Here is a 20,860-nt window from a genome sequence, read left to right as displayed (position 1 = left end):
TGAGAAGAGGAGCCCGGCACTGCCTGCTCGGGGGTTCAAGCAGTGCCGGGTCCGTTTGATCAGCCTAGATGAACTTCACGAAACGTCGCAATACGGACACTTCGTGAGAGTGGACGAACATCTGTGCCCTATGGCGCGACGCGGCCGTTCTTGTTGAAGGCGGCGTGGGTCAGCGGCATCAGCCGGGCCCAGTGCTCCTCCATCTTCTCGCCGACCATCTCGATCTCCCGCTGCGGGAAGGACGGCACCGCGGCCAGCTCGTGCTGGGTGCGCAGGCCGAGGAAGTGCATCAGCGAGCGGGCGTTGCAGGTGGCGTACATCGAGGAGAAGAGGCCGACCGGGAGGACAGAGCGGGCCACCTCGCGGGCGACGCCGGCGGCGAGCATCTCCTGGTACGCCTCGTACGCCTGGCGGTACGAGTCCTCCATCGCGCGGCCGACCAGCTCGTGCTGCTCCTGGGTGCCCTCGACGAAGACGTACTTGCCCGGGCGGCCCTCCTGGACCAGCTTGCGGGACGCGTCGGGGACGTAGAAGACCGGCTGCAGCTCCCTGTAGCGGCCCGACTCCTCGTTGTACGACCAGCCCACGCGGTGCCGCATGAACTCGCGGAAGACGAAGATCGGGGCGCTGATGAAGAAGGTCATCGAGTTGTGCTCGAAGGGGCTGCCGTGACGGTCCCGCATCAGGTAGTTGATCAGGCCCTTCGAGCGCTCCGGGTCCTTCTGGAGCTCGTCGAGGGACTGCTCCCCCGCCGTGGAGACCCGGGCCGCCCAGAGGACGTCGGAGTCGGCCGCGGCGCTCTTGACCAGTTCGACGGTGATGTCGCTCCTGAGGTCGATCTTCGCCGGCTCGGTGGGGGTGTCGGTCACCAGGAGTACCTTCCAGTCGTCTGTGGGGCGGGCCCAGGTTAGCGCGAGTCCGACTGAAGGATGAGATTGGGCTGCTTCGGTGAAAAACGGCACCAAACCCTCGGTTCGATCGTCTGTACCTGTGAGGCGTACAACAGACCGCCCCACGGACCACCGAGGAGAGTGACACCCATGTTCAGGCGGACAGAGGCCGTACCGTTCGCGTTCGTCGCGGAGGCCGACGAGTTCCGCAGTAACGTCACTCCACCGCCTCGTGAGCGGCTGCGTCCCGGGCAGGTCGTCGGACGTACGCTGCTCGGGCTGACCGTCGCCGCCGGGCTCGTGGGCTCGCTCGTCCTCGGCATGCCGTCCCTCGACAGCACGGACTCGCCCAGCCACCGGCAGCAGTCCGAAGCCTCCGACAACCGCTGAGGTAGCCTCACCGGGCACCGCCCCTTCGAGCGTGCTTGTGAGTGAGGAACCGCCGTGCCCCTGCCCTTCCTGACGGCCGACCGTGCCTTCGACACCACCGACGCCGTCGCGCTCCCGTTCGACGACCACGACCAGTGGCGCCGTCCGTACCGTCCAGGGTCCTACCGGGTCGGCGCGGCGGCGCTCGCACTGCTGCTGGCCTCGTTCGTGCTGCTCGCCGCGGTGATCATCGCAGCCGCGGGCGCCGTCACCGGCTCGCTCGTCACCTTCGGCATCGCCGTGCTGATCATCCTGGCCGCGCTGCGCCTGCTGCGCATGGGCACCTGGGTGAGCCGCGCCGGCGTGCGCCGCGTCGGCTTCTTCACCACCCACACCACCCCCTGGGCGAAGGTGGCCGCGGTCCGCACCGCCCAGCAGCCGGTGCGCTGGCTGAACTTCCCGCGCACCGTCCAGGGCCAGGCCCTGCTCCTCGACCGGACGGCCGGCGAGCAGCTGGTGCTGCTCACCGACCACAACGCCGACTTCCTCTCCCGCGTCGAGGCGTTCGACCGGGCCGCCGACACCGTCGAGGCGTGGCACGCCGAGTACGGCGTCAGGCGCTGACCGCCCGGCCCTCGTGGAGGGCGATGGCCCGCTGCATCGCCTTGCGGGCCCGCGGGGTGTCACGGGCGTCGTGATAGGCGACCGCCAGCCGGAACCAGCAGCGCCAGTCCTCCGGCGACTCCTCCGCCTCGGCCTTGCGCCGGGCGAAGACCTCGTCCGCGGAGTCGCGGTCGATCCGGCCGCCCTGGGTGCGCCGCAGGTCGTCGACGGGGAGCCCGCCCTCGGCCTCCAGCTCCGCCGCCAGCCGGTTGGCCCGGCGCGCGAAGCTCGTGTTCTTCCAGAGGAACCAGCCGCCGACGGCGGGCAGCAGGAACGCCACCGCGCCCATGCCCATGGCCGCCGGCTCGCCGGTCAGCAGGAGCAGGACGCCCTCCATCGCCACCACCCCGAAGACCAGCACGAGGACGGTGGCGAGGAAGACGTACGTGATCTTTCCGCCCATGACCGTCAGCCCAGGTCCAGGAAGTGCTCCAGGCCGAACGTGAGGCCCGGGGTGCTCACCACGCGGCGGGCACCGAGCAGCACGCCCGGCATGAAGCTGGAGTGGTGCAGCGAGTCGTGGCGGACGGTGAGGGTCTCGCCCTCGCCGCCGAGCAGCACCTCCTGGTGGGCCAGCAGGCCCCGGAGCCGTACCGCGTGCACCGGCACGCCGTCCACGTCCGCGCCGCGGGCACCGTCGAGGGCGGTCGCGGTGGCGTCCGGCTGGGCGCCGAGGCCGGCCTCGGCACGGGCCTGCGCGATCAGCTGGGCGGTGCGGGTGGCGGTGCCGGAGGGGGCGTCCACCTTGTTCGGGTGGTGCAGCTCGATGACCTCGACCGACTCGAAGTACGGCGCGGCGATCTGCGCGAACCTCATGGTGAGGACCGCGCCGATGGAGAAGTTCGGCGCGATGAGCACGCCGGTCTCCGGGGAGGCGGCGAGCCAGCCGTTCAGCCGCGCGAGGCGGTCCTCGGTCCAGCCGGTGGTGCCGACGACGGCGTGGATGCCGTGGCCCACGCAGTACTCGAGGTTGGCCATGACCGAGTCGGGGGTGGTCAGCTCGACGACGACCTGGGCGCCCGCCTCGGCGAGGGTCTCCAGCTTGTCGCCGCGGCCCAGGGCCGCGACCAGTTCCATGTCCTCGGCGGCCTCGACGGCCTTGACCGCCGCGGAGCCGATACGGCCCCGGGCGCCGAGGACCGCCACGCGCAGCTTGCTCATCGCACTTCTTCCTTAGGGAGGGAGGTCAGGAGACGGCCTGGTGAAGGCGGTCCGCCTGCTTGTCCTTCAGCGGTCCTATCACCGACAGCGAGGGCCGCCGGGTCAGCACGTCACGGGCGACCTCCCGGACCTCGTCCGGGGTGACGGCCGCTATCCGGCCGAGCATGTCGTCCACCGACATCTGGGTGCCCCAGCACAGCTCGCTCTTGCCGATCCGGTTCATGATCGCGCCGGTGTCCTCCAGGCCGAGGACCGTGGAGCCGGAGAGCTGGCCGACGGCGCGGGCGATCTCCTCGTCGGTGAGGCCGTCCGAGGCGACCTTGTCGAGCTCGTCCCGGCAGATCCGCAGCACGTCGTGGATCTGGCTGGGGCGGCAGCCCGCGTACACGCCGAAGAGGCCGCAGTCGGCGAAGCCCGAGGTGTACGAGTACACGCTGTAGGCCAGGCCGCGCTTCTCCCGGACCTCCTGGAAGAGGCGGGAGGACATGCCGCCGCCGAGGGCGGTGTTCAGCACCCCGAGCGCCCAGCGGCGCTCGTCGGTGCGGGCCAGGCCCGGCATGCCGAGGACGACGTGCGCCTGCTCGGTCTTCCGGCCCATCAGCTCGACCCTGCCCGCCGTCCGGATGGTCTTCCGGCCGTCGCGCGGGGCGATCGGGGCCGCGTCGGTACGGGTCAGGGCGCCGGCGCGCTCGAAGGCGCGGCGGACCTGGCGTACCACCGTGGCGTGGTCCACGTTGCCCGCGGCGGCCACGACCAGGTGGGTCGGGTCGTAGTGCTTCTTGTAGAAGCGGGCGATCTGGCCGCGGGAGAGCGCGTTGATCGTGTCGACGGTGCCGAGGACCGGGCGGCCCAGCGGGGTGTCGCCGAACATGGTCTGCGCGAACAGGTCGTGCACCACGTCGCCGGGGTCGTCCTCGGTCATCGCGATCTCCTCGAGGATCACGCCGCGCTCGGCGTCCACGTCGGAGTCGAGGATGAGCGAGCCCGTGAGCATGTCGCAGACGACGTCGATCGCCAGCGGCAGGTCGGTGTCGAGGACCCGGGCGTAGTAGCAGGTGTACTCCTTCGCCGTGAAGGCGTTCATCTCGCCGCCGACCGCGTCGATCGCGGACGAGATGTCGAGGGCCGAGCGCTGGGCCGTGCCCTTGAAGAGGAGGTGCTCCAGGTAGTGGGTGGCGCCGTTGAGCGCCGGCGTCTCGTCGCGGGAGCCGACGTGGGCCCAGATGCCGAAGGTCGCCGAGCGCACCGAGGGGAGGGTCTCGGTGACGATCCGGAGGCCGCCGGGGAGGGTCGTGCGGCGGACGGTGCCGATGCCGTCCTTGCCCGGGAGAAGCGTTTGGGTACGGGCGACGGCCCGCCCCTCGGAGGAGGGGCGGGCCGTCGTCGCGGAACTACGGGACGTCACGAGGAGGCGTCGTCCTTCTTCTCGTCCTCGCCCTCGATCACGGGGATGAGGGAGAGCTTGCCGCGCTGGTCGATCTCGGCGATCTCGACCTGGACCTTGGAGCCGATCGCGAGCACGTCCTCGACGTTCTCCACGCGCTTGCCGCCGGCGAGCTTGCGGATCTGCGAGATGTGCAGCAGGCCGTCCTTGCCCGGGAGCAGGGAGACGAAGGCACCGAAGGTGGTGGTCTTGACGACCGTGCCCAGGTAGCGCTCGCCGACCTCCGGCATGGTCGGGTTGGCGATGCCGTTGATCGTGGCGCGGGCGGCCTCGGCGGCCGGGCCGTCGGCGGCACCGATGTAGATGGTGCCGTCGTCCTCGATCGTGATCTCGGCGCCGGTGTCCTCCTGGATCTGGTTGATCATCTTGCCCTTGGGGCCGATGACCTCACCGATCTTGTCCACCGGGATCTTGACGGTGATGATCCGCGGGGCGTTCGGGGACATCTCGTCCGGGGTGTCGATCGCTTCCATCATCACGTCGAGGATGTGGAGGCGGGCGTCGCGGGCCTGCTTGAGGGCCGCGGCCAGGACGGAGGCCGGGATGCCGTCCAGCTTGGTGTCGAGCTGGAGGGCGGTGACGAACTCCTTCGTACCGGCGACCTTGAAGTCCATGTCGCCGAAGGCGTCCTCCGCACCGAGGATGTCGGTGAGGGCGACGTAGTGCGTCTCGCCGTTGATCTCCTGGGAGATCAGGCCCATGGCGATGCCGGCGACGGGGGCCTTGAGCGGCACACCGGCGTTCAGCAGCGACATGGTGGAGGCGCAGACCGAGCCCATCGACGTCGAACCGTTGGAGCCGAGGGCCTCGGACACCTGGCGGATCGCGTAGGGGAACTCCTCGCGGGTCGGGAGGACCGGCACGATCGCGCGCTCGGCGAGCGCGCCGTGGCCGATCTCGCGGCGCTTCGGGGAGCCGACGCGGCCGGTCTCGCCGACGGAGTACGGCGGGAAGTTGTAGTTGTGCATGTAGCGCTTGCGGGTCACCGGGGAGAGGGTGTCCAGCTGCTGCTCCATGCGGAGCATGTTGAGGGTGGTGACGCCCAGGATCTGGGTCTCGCCACGCTCGAACAGGGCGGAGCCGTGCACGCGCGGGATGGCCTCGACCTCGGCGGCGAGCGTACGGATGTCCGTGACGCCGCGGCCGTCGATGCGGACCTTGTCCTTGATGACGCGCTCGCGGACCAGGGCCTTGGTCAGGGAGCGGTACGCGGCGGAGATCTCCTTCTCGCGGCCCTCGAAGGCCGGGAGGAGCTTCTCGGCGGCGATCTCCTTGACGCGGTCCAGCTCGGCCTCGCGGTCCTGCTTGCCGGCGATGGTGAGCGCCTGGGCCAGCTCGTCGCGGACGGCCTCGTCGAGGGCGGCGTACACGTCGTCCTGGTAGTCCAGGAAGATCGGGAACTCGGCCTCGGGCTTGGCGGCCTTGGCGGCGAGGTCCGACTGGGCCTTGCAGAGGACCTTGATGAACGGCTTCGCGGCCTCCAGGCCGGCGGCGACGATCTCCTCGGTCGGCGCCTCGGCGCCGCCCTTGACGAGGGCGATGGTCTTCTCGGTGGCCTCGGCCTCGACCATCATGATCGCGACGTCGCCGTCCTCCAGGACACGGCCGGCGACGACCATGTCGAAGACGGCGTCCTCGAGCTCGGTGTGGGTCGGGAAGGCGACCCACTGGCCCTTGATCAGCGCGACGCGGACGCCGCCGATCGGGCCGGAGAAGGGCAGGCCGGCCAGCTGGGTGGACGCGGACGCGGCGTTGATCGCGACGACGTCGTACAGGTGGTCCGGGTTGAGCGCCATGACCGTGGCCACGACCTGGATCTCGTTGCGCAGGCCCTTCTTGAAGGACGGGCGCAGCGGGCGGTCGATCAGGCGGCAGGTGAGGATCGCGTCCTCGGAGGGGCGGCCTTCGCGGCGGAAGAAGGAGCCGGGGATCTTGCCGGCCGCGTACATCCGCTCCTCGACGTCCACCGTGAGGGGGAAGAAGTCGAGCTGGTCCTTGGGACGCTTGGAGGCGGAGGTCGCCGAGAGCACCATCGTGTCGTCGTCGAGGTAGGCGACGGCGGAGCCGGCGGCCTGGCGGGCGAGACGACCCGTCTCGAAGCGGATGGTGCGGGTGCCGAAGGTGCCGTTGTCGATGACGGCCTCGGCGTAGTGGGTCTCGTTCTCCACTATGGGTTTCTCCTACGTTCGTCTTTGGTCCGCGCGCCCGTGTGGCGCGGGACGGGTGCGGAGAAGCACGTTTCAGATGGCGGGCCGGTCTTCGATCGAAGCACCCGGGATGAGGTCCGGGGGCCACTACCGAGGACCGGCGGCGTGCCGGCTGCTTCTCGCGCGGGTTGTGGCGTTCTGCGACCAGAGTAATTGCCGGTCGGTACTTCGCGCACGTACAGCAAAGGGAGCGGCCCCCTGAAAGTGGGAACCGCTCCCTTCACGGCGTCTTACTTGGCGCCGGCCGCACCGCGGCGGATGCCGAGCCGGTCGACCAGCGTACGGAAGCGCTGGATGTCCTTCTTGGCCAGGTACTGCAGCAGACGGCGGCGCTGGCCGACCAGGATCAGCAGACCACGGCGGGAGTGGTGGTCGTGCTTGTGGGTCTTGAGGTGCTCGGTCAGGTCCGAGATGCGGCGGGACAGCATCGCGACCTGGACCTCGGGGGAGCCGGTGTCGCCCTCCTTGGTGCCGAACTCGGCCATGATCTGCTTCTTGACGGCGGCGTCGAGAGCCACGCGGATCTCCTCTAGGTTCGTGCGCCCACGAGTGCCCCTGGTCTTGTTCTCAGGGGAAGCTTCCGTGACTCGGGAGCGAAGGTCCGATGAGCGCTGCTCCCCGAACTTTGAAGGGAGCCTTCGAGGCTTCCGGGAGCGCGTACACAAACGGCCGTCACACAGCGTACCAGGCGGCTCAGGAGGTGAGCGCCCGGATGGAGTGGTAGACGTCGAAGACCGCGAGGCAGAGCGGCAGCAGCGTGAGCAGGACGAAGGTCTCGGCGATCTCCAGGAAGCGGCCCCAGAACGGGGTGACGCCCTTGCGCGGCACGATCAGGCCGATGGCCGTGAGCAGCGCGGCGACGCCGGCGATGGCGGCGGAGAGCCAGACCGTACGGATGTCGAGGGCGGTGCCGTCGCCCTTGAGGGCCTCCAGGAGGAGCTCGGTCGGCGGGTTCAGGGCGAGGCCGAGGCCGAGCAGGACGAGGGAGCCGAGGCCGGCCGCGAGGGCGCAGCCGACCTGCGCGGTGTAGCGGAAGAGGTGGGCGCGCATCAGCATGGCGACGCCGGTGGCGAGGGCGAGGAGCTGGCCCCACACGGTGTCGGAGAAGCCGAGGACGGCGGCGGAGCCGACGGCGACGAGGGCGCAGCCGCCGACGAGGCCGACGAGGAGTTCGTGGCCGCGGCGGGCCTGGGCGGCGATGCGAGCGGCGTCGACGGGGCCCTGCGGCTCGGCCTCGGAGCCGTATCCGCCGATCGTGGTCCTGGGCGGTTCGAAGCCGATGGGGAGCCGGGCGAAGCGGGTGGAGAGGCCCGGCAGGAAGGCGAGCGCGCCGACGGCGAAGGGGGCGCAGACCGCGGCGGTCTCGGCCGGGGTGAGCTCGGTGAGGATGGCCGCGAAGCCGACCAGCATGCCGACGGCGGAGGCGAAGGCGAAGGCGACGAAGGGGCCGTCCCCGCCGGGCGAGACGATCGTGAGGATCACGGCGCAGACGAGGACGGCGGTGCAGGCCAGCAGGAACTGGAGCTTGCCGATTCCCTGGCCGGCCGCGAGGGAGAGCAGGCCGGAGCCGGCGACGGCGGCGTTCGCCATCGCGCCGGTGCCGAGGGCGACGGCGGAGCCGCGGTCGTCGTAGACGCGGGCGCGGACGGCGGCGAGCGCGAGGAGCAGGACGGCGGTGACGCCGGCCAGGATGCCGGCCAGGCCGTGCATGTCGTGGCGGGGCTCGGCCGTCCACAGGACGAAGGCGAGGAGGACGAGGAGCGTGGCCCCGCCGAAGAGGCCGGCGCCGCGCATCAGGGCGTCGGACCACAGGGTGCGGTCCTTGGAGACGGCGGAGGCGACCGCGTCGGAGACGTCGTCGAAGACGGCCGGGGGCAGCGACTCGGCGAAGGGGCGCAGCGACAGCAGCTCGCCGTCGAGGATGCGCTGGGCGGACAGGGAGCGGCTGCCGTCGAGGACGGTGCCGTCGCGGCGCACCAGGTGGTAGCCGACCGGGGCGCCGGGCGCCGGGGTCTGGCCGGAGAGCCGGAGCACCTCCGGGTAGAGGTCGGCGAGGGCCACGTCCTCCGGCAGTGCGACGTCGACGCGGCCGTCGGGCGCGACGACGGTGATCCGGCAGAAGCCGGTGCCGCCGTGGAACACGGTGGTGGGAGCCGACTGGCCGGCTCCGCCGGCCGTGGCTGGGGCCGTCATACTCACCTGCTGCTTCCCCTCGTGGTGGTCCTGGTGCTCCGGCCGGCGGGTCCGGCCGCCGGTCCGCGGACCTGCTCGTGGACCGTGGCCCCCGGCCGCGGACATTGCGCTCCGAATGACCCGATTTTTGCGATAGTTCATGGCCACGCAAATATTTCGGGCCACCCTACCGCCCACCCGTGACCCCGCACCAAAGTAGGATCCCTCCCCGCGGATGGATCCCGTCGCCACGGGGGCGTCTGGAGGAACTTTCCGTCCGGCAACGGAAATTGGTGAGCTGTGAGCCAGATCGTCGTCAAGCGTCCACCGCGGGCTCTGCCGTCCGAAGTGCCTGACGAGCAGGTGCAGTTGCAACCTCCGCCGGAACTGCCCCGCGGGCAGCAGGAGGGCGCCCTGATGCAGCTCCTGCCGATGCTCGGCATGGGCGGCTCGGTCGTCTTCTTCTTCATGACGCCGAACCCGATCATGCGGATCATGGGCATGGTGATGATCGCGTCGACGGTGGCGATGGCCATCGCGATGCTGGTCCGCTACCGGCGCGGTACGCAGGGCCAGCTCGCCGACATGCGGCGCGACTACCTGAAGTACCTGACGCAGACGCGGCGGACCGTGCTGCGGACGGCTCACCTCCAGCGCGACGCCCAGTTCTATCTGCACCCGTCGCCCGAGCAGCTGTGGGCGCTGGTCGCCGAGGGCAGCCGGATCTGGGAGCGGCGCATCGGGGACGCCGACTTCGGTCAGGTCCGGGTCGGCCTCGGCAGCCAGCAGCTGGCGACGCCGCTGATCGCGCCCGAGACGGCGCCGGTGGACGAGCTGGAGCCGCTGACCGCGGGGGCGATGCAACAGTTCCTCACCGCGCACGGCACCCTCGACGGCCTGCCCATGGCGGTGTCGCTGCGGGCCTTCTACCACCTGACGGTGAGCGGGGACGCGGAGGCGGCCCGGTCCACGACCCGTGCCATGGTGGGGTCGCTGACGGCGCTCCACTCCCCCGAGGACCTGGTGGTCGTCGTCGCCACGGACGACGGCGCCGCCCCCGCCTGGGAGTGGGCGAAGTGGCTGCCGCACGTGCAGGCGCCGGGTCCCGGCGACGGCGCGGGCAGCCGGCGGCTGATGACGACGGACGCGCGGGAGCTGGAGGACCTGGTGGCCGGCCGGCTGGAGGGCCGGCCCCGCTTCCAGGGCCCGAACCACCCGCTGCTCGACTTCCCGCACCTGGTCGTGGTGCTCGACGGGCAGTCGATCCCGCAGACCTCGGCGCTGGCCTCGCCGGAGGGCATCCAGGGCGTGACGATCATCGAGGTCGTGCAGGGCCGGGGCGCCGGCGCCCGCGGCGACCTGTCGGTGGTCGTGGAGGGCGGGGCGCTGCGGCTGGAGTCGGGGCACGGGCACGTGTACGACGGCACGCCGGACGCGCTGAGCCTGGACGCGGCGGAGGCGCTGGCCCGGCAGCTGGCGCCGCTGCGGGTGGCGAGCGGTGCGGACGACGACGAGCCGCTCCTCGCCAATCTGGACTTCACCGATCTGCTGAACCTCGGCGACGCGGCCTCCATCGACGTGAGCCGCACCTGGCGGCCGCGGTCCCGGTCCGAGCGGCTGCGGGTGCCGATCGGCGTCGGCGAGGACGGCGTCCCGGTGATGCTGGACCTGAAGGAGGCCGCGCAGGAGGGCATGGGCCCGCACGGCCTGTGCGTCGGCGCGACCGGTTCCGGAAAGTCCGAGCTGCTGCGCACGCTGGTGCTGGGGCTGGCGGTGACGCACTCCTCGGAGACGCTGAACTTCGTCCTCGCGGACTTCAAGGGCGGTGCCACCTTCGCGGGCATGTCGCAGATGCCGCACGTGGCCGCGGTGATCACCAACCTCGCGGACGACCTGACGCTGGTGGACCGGATGGGCGACTCCATCCGCGGTGAGCTGAACCGGCGCCAGGAGATGCTGCGCGACGCGGGCAACTACGCGAACATCCACGACTACGAGAAGGCGCGCGCGGCCGGCGCCCCGCTCCAGCCGATCCCGTCGCTGGTCCTCGTCATCGACGAGTTCTCCGAGCTGCTGACGGCGATGCCGGACTTCATCGAGATGTTCGTGCAGATCGGCCGCATCGGCCGGTCGCTCGGCGTCCATCTGCTGCTGGCCTCGCAGCGCCTGGAGGAGGGCCGGCTGCGCGGCCTGGAGACGTACCTCTCCTACCGGATCGGTCTGCGGACCTTCTCGGCGGCGGAGTCCCGGGCGGCCATCGGCGTGCCCGACGCCTACTCGCTGCCGAACGTGCCGGGCTCCGGCTACCTCAAGTACGGCACCGACGAGATGGTGCGGTTCAAGGCGGCGTACGTCTCCGGCACGTACCGCGCCAACCAGCACGCCGTGACGCCGGGCGGGCCGCTGCCGGTGGACCGGCGGCCGGTGCCGTTCACCGCGGCCCCGGTGCCGGTGCGCTATCTGGAGCCGGCGGAGCAGGCGCGGGTCCCGGAGGCCCGGGAGGCCGAGGACGACGCGCTGGCGGACTCGGTGCTCGACGTGATCGTGCGCCGGCTGGAGGGACGCGGCGTCGAGGCGCACCAGGTGTGGCTGCCGCCGCTGGACAACCCGCCGGCGCTGGACTCGGTGCTGCCGGGGCTCGCGGGCGTGGAGGGCCGGGGGCTGACGCAGCCCGGCTACGAGGGGGCGGGGCGGCTCGTCGTGCCGCTGGGCGTGGTGGACAAGCCGTACGAGCAGCGCCGCGACACGCTCTACCGGGACTTCTCCGGTGCGGCCGGTCACATGCAGATCATCGGCGGCCCGCAGTCCGGCAAGTCGACGCTGCTGCGCACGCTGATCTCGGCGTTCGCGCTCACCCACACCCCGCACGAGGTGCAGTTCTACGGCCTCGACTTCGGTGGTGGCGGCATGGCCTCGGTGGCCGGGCTGCCGCACGTCGGCGGCGTGGCGTCCCGGCTCGACCCCGAGCGGGTCCGGCGTACGGTCGCCGAGGTGTACGGCATCCTGTCGCGGCGCGAGGAGTACTTCCGCAGCGCGGGCATCGACTCGATCGGCACCTTCCGCCGGCTGCGGGCCCGGGGCGACATCCCGGTGACCGACCAGCCGTGGGGTGACGTCTTCCTGGTCATCGACGGTTGGGGCAACTTCCGCACCGAGTACGAGGGTCTCGAACCGGCCGTCGTGGACATCGCGGCCCGCGGTCTGGGCTACGGCATCCACGTGGTCATCACGGCCTCGCGCTCCATGGAGGTCCGGGCCAACCTCAAGGACCACCTGATGAACCGCCTCGAACTGCGGCTCGGCGACACGATGGACTCCGAGCTGGACCGGAAGATCGCCGCGAACGTACCGACCGGCGTCCCCGGCCGCGGTCTCACGCCGGAGAAGCTGCACTTCATGGCGGCCGTCCCGCGCATCGACGGCATCAGCTCCGACAGCGACCTCGCCGAGGCGACGGCCGCGATGACGCAGGAGGTCACCCGGCACTGGACGGCTCCGGGCGCGCCCGAGGTGCGGCTGCTGCCGCGCGAGCTGGACGCGCGCACGCTGCCGGCGGGCTACGCGGAGCCGCAGCGCGGGATCGCCTTCGCCATCGACGAGAACAACCTGGAGCCGGTCTTCGTCGACTTCGACCGCGACCCGTTCTTCCTGGTGTTCGGCGAGAGTGAGTCGGGCAAGTCGAACCTGCTCCGGCTGATGATCAAGCAGATCTCGGAGCGGTACGACGGGGCCGCGGCGAAGTTCTTCGTGATCGACAACCGGCGCGCGCTGCTCGACGTGACGCCGGCGAGCCATCTCGCCGAGTACGTGCCCATGTCCAACAACATGGAGCACCACGTCGACGCCCTCGCCGACCTGATGCGCCGCCGGTCGCCGTCGGCGGACGTCACGGCCCAGCAGCTGCGCGACCGCAGCTGGTGGTCGGGTCCGAACCTGTTCGTGGTCGTCGACGACTACGACCTGGTCTCCACGTCGAGCGGCAACCCGCTGGCCAAGCTGACGGAACTGCTTCCGTTCGCCCGCGACGTGGGCGTCCGTTTCATCATCGCCCGCAGCGCGGCGGGCGCCAGCCGCTCGGCGTACGAGTCCTTCATGCAGCGCATGATGGAACTCGGCGCCCAGGGCGTCCTCCTCTCCGGCGACCCCCAGGAGGGCGACGTCCTCGGCGGCGTCCGCATGCGCCCGATGCCCGCGGGCCGCGGCATCTTCGTCTCCCGCCAGCGCGGGAACCCGCTGGTGCAGACGGGGCGGATGCCGGAGCTGTAGGCGAGGTGCGGGAGGGGCGGGACGGCACAGGGGCGGCTCCGCCCCGACCGTCCCCGCTCCTCCGGGCGCCCCGTCGTCGGCGGAGGGTCAGGACGACACCGGGTCAGGGGCCTCTTCCGGAAGGCGTGCCTCGCCGGCGCAGCCGAGTTCGTCCGCGAGCGTGCGGGCGAACGAGGTGAGAACGGTCATCCGGTCCCTGCTCGTGGTGGACTCGGGTGCCTTGGCGTCCGGATGGCTCATCTGCACCGCGAGGTACGGGCGGGTGTGTCCGGCCTTCCCCACCCGGCAGCGGAACTGCAGCAGCGCCGAGGTTCCGTCCCTCGTGTCGGCGTAGACCCCCAACGGGTAGTACGTCACCCGCTCCGGGCGACGGTCCGGGCCTTCCTTCCGCAGCGGGTCCTCCCTCGCCTCGATCCAGAAGCTGATCGGCCGTGAGTCCTTCGTGCCGTTCGTCAGGTGGATGCCGCACCCGGCGTACCGCGTCAGACCGTCGCGGAGGCTCGCCACCGCCCTGGAGAACGCGAACGTGTGCGGCTCACCGGCCGGATTCTCGCCGGGCGACTCGTAGAAGCCCTGCGTGCCCCCGAGGCGTTCCAGCGCCTTCGCCGCCGGTTCGTCCAGGGCGCCGTCACAGACGCGCGTCGCGGGTGTCGCGGCAGCTGCCGGGGGCTCGTCCGGATCATCCTGTGCGCACCCCGAGAGGCCGGCTCCGAGGACCAGCAGGGCCGACAGGCAGACGGCGGCACCTGAGGACCTGCGTCGCCGTGCTTCGTTTCCCGTCACGAGGTCTCAGTCCTCTTCCTTCTCCGACGGCGGACGGCCGCGGTACTGGTTCTCACCGGACCCGAGGCCCAGGTACGTCGACTCCAGGTCCTTCTTGATGTCCTCGGAGTCGGTTCGCTCCGCTGCGACGCTGCCGTCGCCCACGTATTTGCCGTAGCTGTCCGCGATGCTGCCGATGCCCTTCGCGTAGAACTCCGCGCTGGTCTGCTGGGCATCCTCGGTCGCCTTCTTCTCGCCCTTCTCCACGCTCTTGTCGATCTCCTGGCCGAGGAACGTCTCCAGGGCCTCGCCGGCGATGTCGGTGGCGATGGGTGCGAAGGCGATGGCGCCGGCCGTCGCACCGGGAACGGGGATCGCCGCGATACCGCCGGTGATCACAGCCCCGACCGCGTACTTCCCCCACTCGCCCGACCGGGCGAGGGACTTGTTGGCCTCGTCGGCGTCGTGCTTGAAGTCCGCTTCGGCCTGCTGCACCCGCGAGTGGTCGAGGATGCCCCGGACCTCGGCCTCCATCGAGAGTGCGTCCCGGCCGTGCTCGAAGTTCGCCTGGTTCGTGGCGGGATGGGCGTCCAGGAGGCTCAGGGTGTAGATGTGCTGGCCGGCCGTCACGATGCCGTGCGAGGTCTCGTTCTGGCCGAGCACGCTCAGGAAGTTGATGGCGCCCTGCTCGCCGAAGTCCGCTCGCCCGTCGTACTTGGCCGGGAAGTCCCCCGCGTCCTTGTCGACGTCTCCGATGCCCGACAGTGCGTAGTCGATGTCGTCGACGTACGCGGACCCCATACGGCCCAGGCTGTCGGCCATCTCGGGCTGCGCCCGCAGCATCGCGGGACCGTCCTTGCTGCCGTAGAGATGGGCGATCTGCTCCATGACGCCGGCCGTGGCGGCGGTGCGCCGGTCCGCTTCACCGGGGTCCCCGGGCCCCTTGCCCGGGTGCGCTGCGGCGTCGTAGGCGTAGCCGGTGGTGGCGGCTTCGAGGGCGTGGCCGAGGGAGTCGCGCCCGGCGACGGACTCGTCGTCGCTGCCGACGGGCGCGTCGGGAGGCCAGACGCGCTCCTTGGTGAGGTAGGTGAGGTGCTCGTTCAGGGGGGAGTCGTCGTCCAGGGGCCCGTCCGAGCCGGCGGGTCGCCCGAAGAAGCGGGTCGAGGCGTCCGGGTTGTGACCGAGCGCCTCCAGAAAACCGGTGACCGGGTCGAAGCCCCGCGAGTTGCCGCCCCAGAGATGGAGGTCGGCGCCGAGCATTCCGGGGTGCGTCCACGGGTTGAGGCCGTTGCCGCTGTTCTCCTTGTCGAACGCGAGGAGTTTCTCGCCGTAGTCGTTGAGGAAGTCGTCGTCGTAGTCGCCGAAGCGCATGAGGTTGCTCATGACGGTGAAACCGCGCGGGCTCCCTGCGTGCTCGGCGTCGAGCGCATCCTGGCCGAGCTCCACCAGCTCCTTCTCCCATGCCTGCATCCGGGAACTGTCGGAGCGCGTCGCCGTGCCCAGGGTGATGCCGAGGTCCCGCTGGAGCAGTTTGGCCAGTTCTCCGCGCTTCGGGTCGTACGTGGGGATGCCGGGGTCGGCGATGCCCGCGTAGAACTCCAGGGTCTGCTTGGGAGTGGCGTCGAGGGCGAAGCGCTCCGCGAACAGGGGGTCGTTCTTGTAGCGGGCCAGGGTGTCGGTGAGACGGTTGAGCTCCGTGGTGGTGACGTCGCGCGGGTTCTTCTTCATGAGCGCGGCCATCTCCTCGGCCGCCTTGACCGCCCTCGCCGCCGAGTCGCGGTCCGCGTACACCGCGTCCGAGAACCCCTGCTCGGTCTGGTCCACCAGGAGGCGCAGCACCTGGGCCGCCGAGGTGTCGCTCTCCACCGCCTTGCCGAGGATGCGGCCGATCTCGTCGGCGAGCGCGTCGACGTCCTGCTGGGTGTGATCGGGCGTGGTCGTTCCCTTGGCGGCGCGGTCCGGGTGGACGTTCATGGTGACGGTGAACGTCCCGCAGCCCGTGTCCGTGACCGTGAGGTTCTTCTTGAGGCCGCGGGCGATCGCCTCGTTGAGCTGCTCGCGGTAGGCGACGAACTCGTTGCGGGTGTCCCGCAGGATCTTCGCGATGGTGTCCGCCTGGGTGCGCGCGTCGGCGAACTCCCCCGCCGTCTTGCCGATGAACTCGCGGGAGACGGCGGCGTTCGCGCCCTCCCAGTTCGCCTTCAGAGCCTTCGCCTTCAGATCGTCCCGGGCGCTGGTCTCCAGGGCCTTGAGCTTCTTGACCATCTCCTCCCAGTCGCCGATCGCCTCGTCGAGCTGGGAGAAGGTGCCGAACCGCAGGGCATCGAGGTCCATCAGTTCGCCCTCCGCTCGTCGAAGCCGGTCTCCAACTGGGCGATGCTGCTGAGGGTTCCCGCGATGTGGACCTCGTCGCCCGCGTGCGCGCCCTTGGTGAAGTCGAGGTGGTTGGAGATGTGCGCGGTCGCGTCCAGCAGCGAACGCACCTGCTCCACCCAGCGTTCGGCTACGTGACCGAGAGCGCCGCCCAGGGCGAACCCGTCGCTCGAGAGACCGCCGGCCGCCTTCACCGACGTGGCGCGGGCATGGCCACCGACTCGGATGAGGTCGGTGTGCAGGCGGTAGGCGGAGTCTCCGATCGCGGCCAGGTCCTGCTGGTCAACCCGGAGGTCACCCCCCGCGGGCGTCCTGGCACCGCCGCGTTCCTCGGGCAGACCGTTCAGCTTCATGTGCGCCGTCTGTCGCCCGGCGGCTGCCGCCTTGAGGTCGTTCCATTCCTCCCATGCCATCGACACGCCTCTTCCCCGTAGCCGTCCCGGCCCGTCTCGGGCCGCCGTCTCGTCCCGCTCAACCTAACGAGGAGCACGGGATCCGCAGGCTGTGATGCGGCGAATTCCGGTCAGCCGAGGTCTCGTTGGAGGAAGGTCGGCAGAGGCGACGGGAACAGCAGGCGAACGGCTGGGAGACGTCCCGCCCCGGCTAACGCGACAGGGTGGGCGCCTCCCGTGCACGCCCACCCTGTTCGCCGTCTGCGGCCTTCGGTTTAGAAGAAGCCCGCGGCGCGCTTGTCGCCCGCCTGGTAGGCCGGGGCGGCCTGGCGGACGGCCTTGGAGATGCTCTGCAGGGCGTTGTGGATCGCGCGCGTCTCCTGGTCCCACTTGGCGTGAGCGCCGTCCGCGGCGGTCTTCGCCTCACCCTCCCAGGTGCTGGAGACCGAGCGGATCTTCGTCTGGATGGCCTCCAGGGCCTCGTCCAGCCGCTTCGCCTGCGCGTCGATCTGGTTCGCCGCGTCATCGAGCGACGCGTACGTGACGAGCATGATGCCGTCGTTGGCGGCCATGTTCCCTCCGGTTTTCGGTGGTGTCGTTCAGGTGGGGTTGGTGCGGTGGCTCCGACCCGGAGGTCAGAGGCCGGCGATGCCCGAACGGGCGGCCTTCTCGGCGCCCGCGTCGCCGGAGAAGCCCGCGGTCACGTCGACGCCGCGCAGGGCCGCCTCGACCTCGTCGTCGGTGTTGCTGGACGTGGTCCGGGTGACCTGGATGGCCTCCTGGAAGTTCAGCATCAGCTTGGCGATCCGCACCATGCCCTGGTTGATCTCGGTCTGCTTGGCGTCGAACGCGCCGGCGCCGATGCCCTTCCAGCGGCCTTCGAGGCTGTCGATGACGCCCTGGAGGGCCTGCAGCTGGCCCTTCACGTCATCGAACTTGCGGGTGAGCTCGTCCTGGAAATCCTTGAGACTCTGATCGCCAACCTTCAAGACTGACATGTGTCGCTCTCCCTTTCTCGGGTTCTCTCTCAACGAGGCTGCGTCCGCCTGTTCGCGGCGCGCAGGTCGGTATGTGTGGGGTGGGCCGGCGTCCGCCGGGCCTCAGGCCGTGCGGCGCTTGCGGGCGATCACGACGCCCACGCCCGCGAGGACGACCACGGCCGCGACCGCGCCGATGACGATCCCCGTCGCGCTGCCGCCGTCCTCCGTGCTCGCCGCGCTCTCCGTGGAGCCTGCCACAGCGGAGCCGGACGTCGGCTTGCCGTCGGGCGCTTGTGTCGAAGCTGTTGCGGAGGGGGCGGTCGAGGCGCCCTCGGAGGTGGTCGCCGAGGGGGCCGTGGAGGGGGTGGCGCTGCCTGCGGCGGCGCCGCCCGTGGGCTCGTTGGTCAGGGGGCTGATGTTCGGGTCGCCCGGGTTGCCCTCGCCGCGCGAGATGTTGGCGTTGGGGCGGACGATGCCATGGCCGAGGTACGTGCTGACCGTGCCCGGCTTCCAGTCGTCGCTGCGGGCCGCGGACTCGAACATGGCACGGAGCACCTGGTTTCCCGTCCAGTCGGGGTGCGCGGACCAGATGAGGGCGGCGGAGGCGGAGGCGATGGCCGAGGCATTGCTGGTACCGCCTGCGGTGCAATAGCTCTTGAAGTTCTTGTCGCACCAGCCGGGGATGTCCGCGCCAGGGGCAGCGATGTCCACGTAGTCGCCGTGTTGGGAAGTCTCCTCCACGACGCCGTTCTGGTCGGTCGCTGCCACAGCGATCGCCTCGGGATACGCGGCCGGGTAGGTCTTCTTGTTGCCTTCCTTGGCTTCATTACCGACCGAGGCAAACAGCAACTTTCCCTTGCCGTGGGCGTACTGGACCGCTTCCCGGATGTCCTCGTTGTAGTACTCGGAGCCGAATGAAACGTTGATGATCTGGGCATCACTGTCAGCCGCGGCCTTGATCGCTTCCTGCATGTCGAAAGCATTGACCGCTTGCTCGTTCTGGAGCTGGGTGTTACTGACCCGATACGGAATGACCTTGGCGCCGGGTGCCAGCCCCTTGAGCCCACCGCCCTTGCCGGTCCCGACGATGAGTTCGGCCATGGTGGTGCCGTGCCCGGTGTAATCGTCGGTCTCATCACCATCCGCCTCAGCGGCGTCCAGGCCCTTCAGAACCTGGCCCTGCAGTGACGGCGTGGACGAGTTCACGCCCGTGTCGATCAAGGCGACCTTGATGCCCTTGCCGGTCGTGGTCTTCCAGATCTCGTCGGCGTGCATGGCGTCCAGATACCACTGCTGGGACTGGACGTCAGCGGCAACGGCGGACGGAGCACCGGCCACCACCACCGCCACCGCGACGGTGCTGAGCAGCGCTCGCCGAAGCCTGCCGCCCTCGATCATTCCTGCCGTCATCCTGACTTCCGAGCCTTCCGGGGGGTGGTTAGTCGATCACCGGCGGCACGGCACCGCGCCGGCGGTTGTTCCAGGTCTCTTCGTCTTCCGTCAGGTAGTCGGGGCGCGTCGAGCCCTCGCGCTCCTCTTCCTCACGGCCCGGGCGCTGGGTGCCGCGGCCGCCCATGCCACGGGGCGTCCCCACCACTCCGTTGGAGCTGGGGGTTCCCCGACCGGCGGGACGCGGAGCAGCCTTGGCGTTGTTGGCGCCGACCACTCCGGCCTGGCTGGGGCGTGCCCCCGCCGTGCGGCCGGCCGCGCCCTCGCTCCCGACGACGGTGCCCCTCGGGATCCGGGATCCGGTGCTCCCCCCGGTGGTGCGCTGCGGGGTGCCGCCCACGATGGCCTTGCCGCCGGCCGTTCGCCCGGTGACGGGCTGTCCGGCACGACCGGCCTGCGGCGTGGCCGACGGACCGCTGGCGCGGCCCATGGGGCCGCCGGCGCGCCCCGTCGCCGGAGAGCTCGTCGGGCCTCCGGGACGGCCCACCGCCGGTGAACCCGTCGGGTTGCCCGGCCTCCCCGCCATGGGGGCGCTCGTGGGTCCGGTCGTACGCCCCATCGCCTGCGGGCCCTTCGGGCCGCCGGCGCGGCCCACGGCCGGCTGGGTCGTCGGTCCGGCCGGACGGCCGAGGCCGGTCCTTCCGGTCGCGGTACGGGGGCCCGCCGGGTTACCGGTGATCTTGGGCCCGCCGGCGCGCGGCGGGGTGCCGAGCGTGAGCGGCGGAGGCATGCCGGGGCCGGTCGGCGGTGCGGTGTTGGTGGGCGCCGTCGGGGTGGGCGGGGTGTTGGTGATCGTGGGCGGCGGAGGCGTACGGACCGTGTCGATCTGGACCCTCGTGTCGTCCGAGGGCTTCTCCCGGATCGGCTCGGATCCGTCAAGTTCCCCGCCGGTGCGCGGCATCGTCGGGGTGGTGCGGTCCTCGACGGAGCTGATGGGCCCGGAGGACTGCCTCGACAGGCCCTCGCGGGACGTGCCTGATTCAAAACCGCCAGATGATGGGGTCCGCTTCTCGCCCGACGGCTGAGGTACCGCCGCCTTGTACGCCTCCGGCGGCTTGGGCATCTCCTGCCCTGCCAGCGTGCTCTTGGAGACGGCGTAGAACGACGCCAGGCGGTTCATCTGGTTGATGGCCTCCTGGCGGTCCTTCTCCACCTGGACGGCCTTCTGGTATTCCTCCTTCTTCTCGGTCTTCTCCAGCTCCGAGAATTCGGTGGGCTTCCTCTGGTCGGCACGGGTGTCGCGCGGCGGCTTCGCGTTGCGGACCGAGGTCAGGCCGGTGCTGGCGACCTTCAGCTGGGAGCCGGCCGCGTTGGCGACCTTGCCGATGTCCCAGGCGTAGGTGACGACCTCGGAGCCGTACCGCTGGAACTCGACGGCCGCCTCGCCCTTCCACTCGACACTGCCGATGAAGGTGTTCAGTTCCTTGGCGGCCGCGTTGAGGGACTTCGTCGCCGCCTCCAGGGCCTCGCCGGCCTGCTCCAGGTCGGAGGGGTTGGCGCTGTCGAGGAGGTCGAGCATGTCGTTGAGGCGGGCGCCCTCGAAGGACGTCGAGCCGAAGACGCTGCCCTTGGGGCCGAGGCCGAAGGGGAGGACCTCGTCCAGCTTCTCCAGGACGTTCGTCGTCGCGTAGACCGCGTTGATGTCCGCGGTGTCCTTCGCCTGCTCCTGCTCCTGGGGCGTCAGGTTCGGCTGCGGGGGCGTGCTCGGGTTCGGGTTCTTCTCTTCACTCAT

17 protein-coding genes are annotated in these 20,860 nt (G+C 70.7%); 3 read left to right on the top strand and 14 right to left on the bottom strand.

The window, feature by feature from the left end; all coding sequences use genetic code 11:
* Positions 1–128 precede the first annotated feature (128 nt).
* Entirely contained in the window at positions 129–869 is a 741-nt protein-coding gene (gene thyX / locus ABFY03_RS27350; protein ID WP_319011202.1) for an FAD-dependent thymidylate synthase, read from the bottom strand.
* Positions 870–1,040: 171 nt separating this feature from the next.
* Between thyX and ABFY03_RS27345 the strand changes: the two genes are divergently transcribed.
* Complete coding sequence (locus ABFY03_RS27345; RefSeq protein WP_319011203.1) at positions 1,041–1,280, top strand: hypothetical protein; 240 nt, start codon at positions 1,041–1,043, stop codon at positions 1,278–1,280.
* A 54-nt stretch (positions 1,281–1,334) separates the two neighbouring features.
* The gene (locus ABFY03_RS27340; RefSeq protein WP_319011204.1) at positions 1,335–1,883 is read left to right on the top strand and encodes a hypothetical protein; all 549 of its coding nucleotides are present in this window, start codon (positions 1,335–1,337) and stop codon (positions 1,881–1,883) included.
* Here the strand turns inward: ABFY03_RS27340 and ABFY03_RS27335 are convergent.
* From ABFY03_RS27335 to eccD, 6 genes are all read right to left on the bottom strand, one after another.
* Complete coding sequence (locus ABFY03_RS27335) at positions 1,873–2,325, bottom strand: hypothetical protein (RefSeq protein WP_319011205.1); 453 nt, start codon at positions 2,323–2,325, stop codon at positions 1,873–1,875. The genes ABFY03_RS27340 and ABFY03_RS27335 overlap by 11 nt on opposite strands.
* A 5-nt stretch (positions 2,326–2,330) precedes the next feature.
* Positions 2,331–3,083 (bottom strand): 4-hydroxy-tetrahydrodipicolinate reductase, encoded by a 753-nt coding sequence (gene dapB / locus ABFY03_RS27330; RefSeq protein ID WP_319011206.1) that lies wholly within the window; start codon positions 3,081–3,083, stop codon positions 2,331–2,333.
* A 25-nt stretch (positions 3,084–3,108) separates the two neighbouring features.
* Complete coding sequence (locus ABFY03_RS27325) at positions 3,109–4,488, bottom strand: M16 family metallopeptidase (RefSeq protein ID WP_319011207.1); 1,380 nt, start codon at positions 4,486–4,488, stop codon at positions 3,109–3,111.
* The gene (locus tag ABFY03_RS27320) at positions 4,485–6,695 is read right to left on the bottom strand and encodes a polyribonucleotide nucleotidyltransferase (RefSeq protein WP_346171034.1); all 2,211 of its coding nucleotides are present in this window, start codon (positions 6,693–6,695) and stop codon (positions 4,485–4,487) included. The genes ABFY03_RS27325 and ABFY03_RS27320 overlap by 4 nt, the downstream gene beginning before the upstream one ends.
* A 269-nt stretch (positions 6,696–6,964) precedes the next feature.
* Positions 6,965–7,252: a 30S ribosomal protein S15 gene (gene rpsO, locus ABFY03_RS27315; RefSeq protein ID WP_030496547.1), complete on the bottom strand. Its 288-nt coding sequence runs from the start codon at positions 7,250–7,252 to the stop codon at positions 6,965–6,967.
* Positions 7,253–7,427: 175 nt separating this feature from the next.
* Complete coding sequence (gene eccD, locus ABFY03_RS27310; protein ID WP_386723770.1) at positions 7,428–8,927, bottom strand: type VII secretion integral membrane protein EccD; 1,500 nt, start codon at positions 8,925–8,927, stop codon at positions 7,428–7,430.
* A 279-nt stretch (positions 8,928–9,206) separates the two neighbouring features.
* On the opposite strand from eccD, the gene eccCa reads away from it, so the two are divergent.
* A complete protein-coding gene (gene eccCa / locus ABFY03_RS27305) occupies positions 9,207–13,172 on the top strand; it encodes a type VII secretion protein EccCa (RefSeq protein ID WP_346171033.1) in 3,966 nt (1,321 codons plus the stop codon).
* 87 nt (positions 13,173–13,259) lie between these two features.
* Here the strand turns inward: eccCa and ABFY03_RS27300 are convergent, their stop codons facing one another.
* The 7 genes from ABFY03_RS27300 to ABFY03_RS27270 all read right to left on the bottom strand — a co-directional run bounded on the left by ABFY03_RS27300 (position 13,260) and on the right by ABFY03_RS27270 (position 20,860).
* The gene (locus ABFY03_RS27300; RefSeq protein ID WP_346171032.1) at positions 13,260–13,955 is read right to left on the bottom strand and encodes a hypothetical protein; all 696 of its coding nucleotides are present in this window, start codon (positions 13,953–13,955) and stop codon (positions 13,260–13,262) included.
* A 6-nt stretch (positions 13,956–13,961) separates the two neighbouring features.
* Entirely contained in the window at positions 13,962–16,268 is a 2,307-nt protein-coding gene (locus ABFY03_RS27295) for a DUF6571 family protein (protein ID WP_346171031.1), read from the bottom strand.
* Entirely contained in the window at positions 16,268–16,720 is a 453-nt protein-coding gene (locus ABFY03_RS27290; protein WP_346171030.1) for a hypothetical protein, read from the bottom strand. The genes ABFY03_RS27295 and ABFY03_RS27290 overlap by 1 nt, the downstream gene beginning before the upstream one ends.
* 254 nt (positions 16,721–16,974) lie before the next feature.
* Positions 16,975–17,271, bottom strand: a complete 297-nt coding sequence (locus tag ABFY03_RS27285; protein ID WP_189848199.1) for a WXG100 family type VII secretion target — start codon at positions 17,269–17,271, stop codon at positions 16,975–16,977.
* A gap of 63 nt (positions 17,272–17,334) precedes the next feature.
* Entirely contained in the window at positions 17,335–17,697 is a 363-nt protein-coding gene (locus ABFY03_RS27280) for a WXG100 family type VII secretion target (protein WP_030496554.1), read from the bottom strand.
* Between the two features lie 102 nt (positions 17,698–17,799).
* Positions 17,800–19,077 carry a S8 family serine peptidase gene (locus tag ABFY03_RS27275; protein WP_346171029.1) on the bottom strand — a complete coding sequence of 426 codons (1,278 nt, stop codon included), beginning with the start codon at positions 19,075–19,077 and terminating at the stop codon, positions 17,800–17,802.
* A 40-nt stretch (positions 19,078–19,117) separates the two neighbouring features.
* Positions 19,118–20,860: a hypothetical protein gene (locus ABFY03_RS27270; RefSeq protein WP_346171028.1), complete on the bottom strand. Its 1,743-nt coding sequence runs from the start codon at positions 20,858–20,860 to the stop codon at positions 19,118–19,120.

The organism is Streptomyces roseofulvus, from assembly GCF_039534915.1.
In the GTDB taxonomy this organism is placed as follows: domain Bacteria; phylum Actinomycetota; class Actinomycetes; order Streptomycetales; family Streptomycetaceae; genus Streptomyces; species Streptomyces roseofulvus.
The sequence above is the reverse complement of the archived record's forward strand: the minus strand, read 5'-3'. Positions and strand labels throughout refer to the sequence as shown.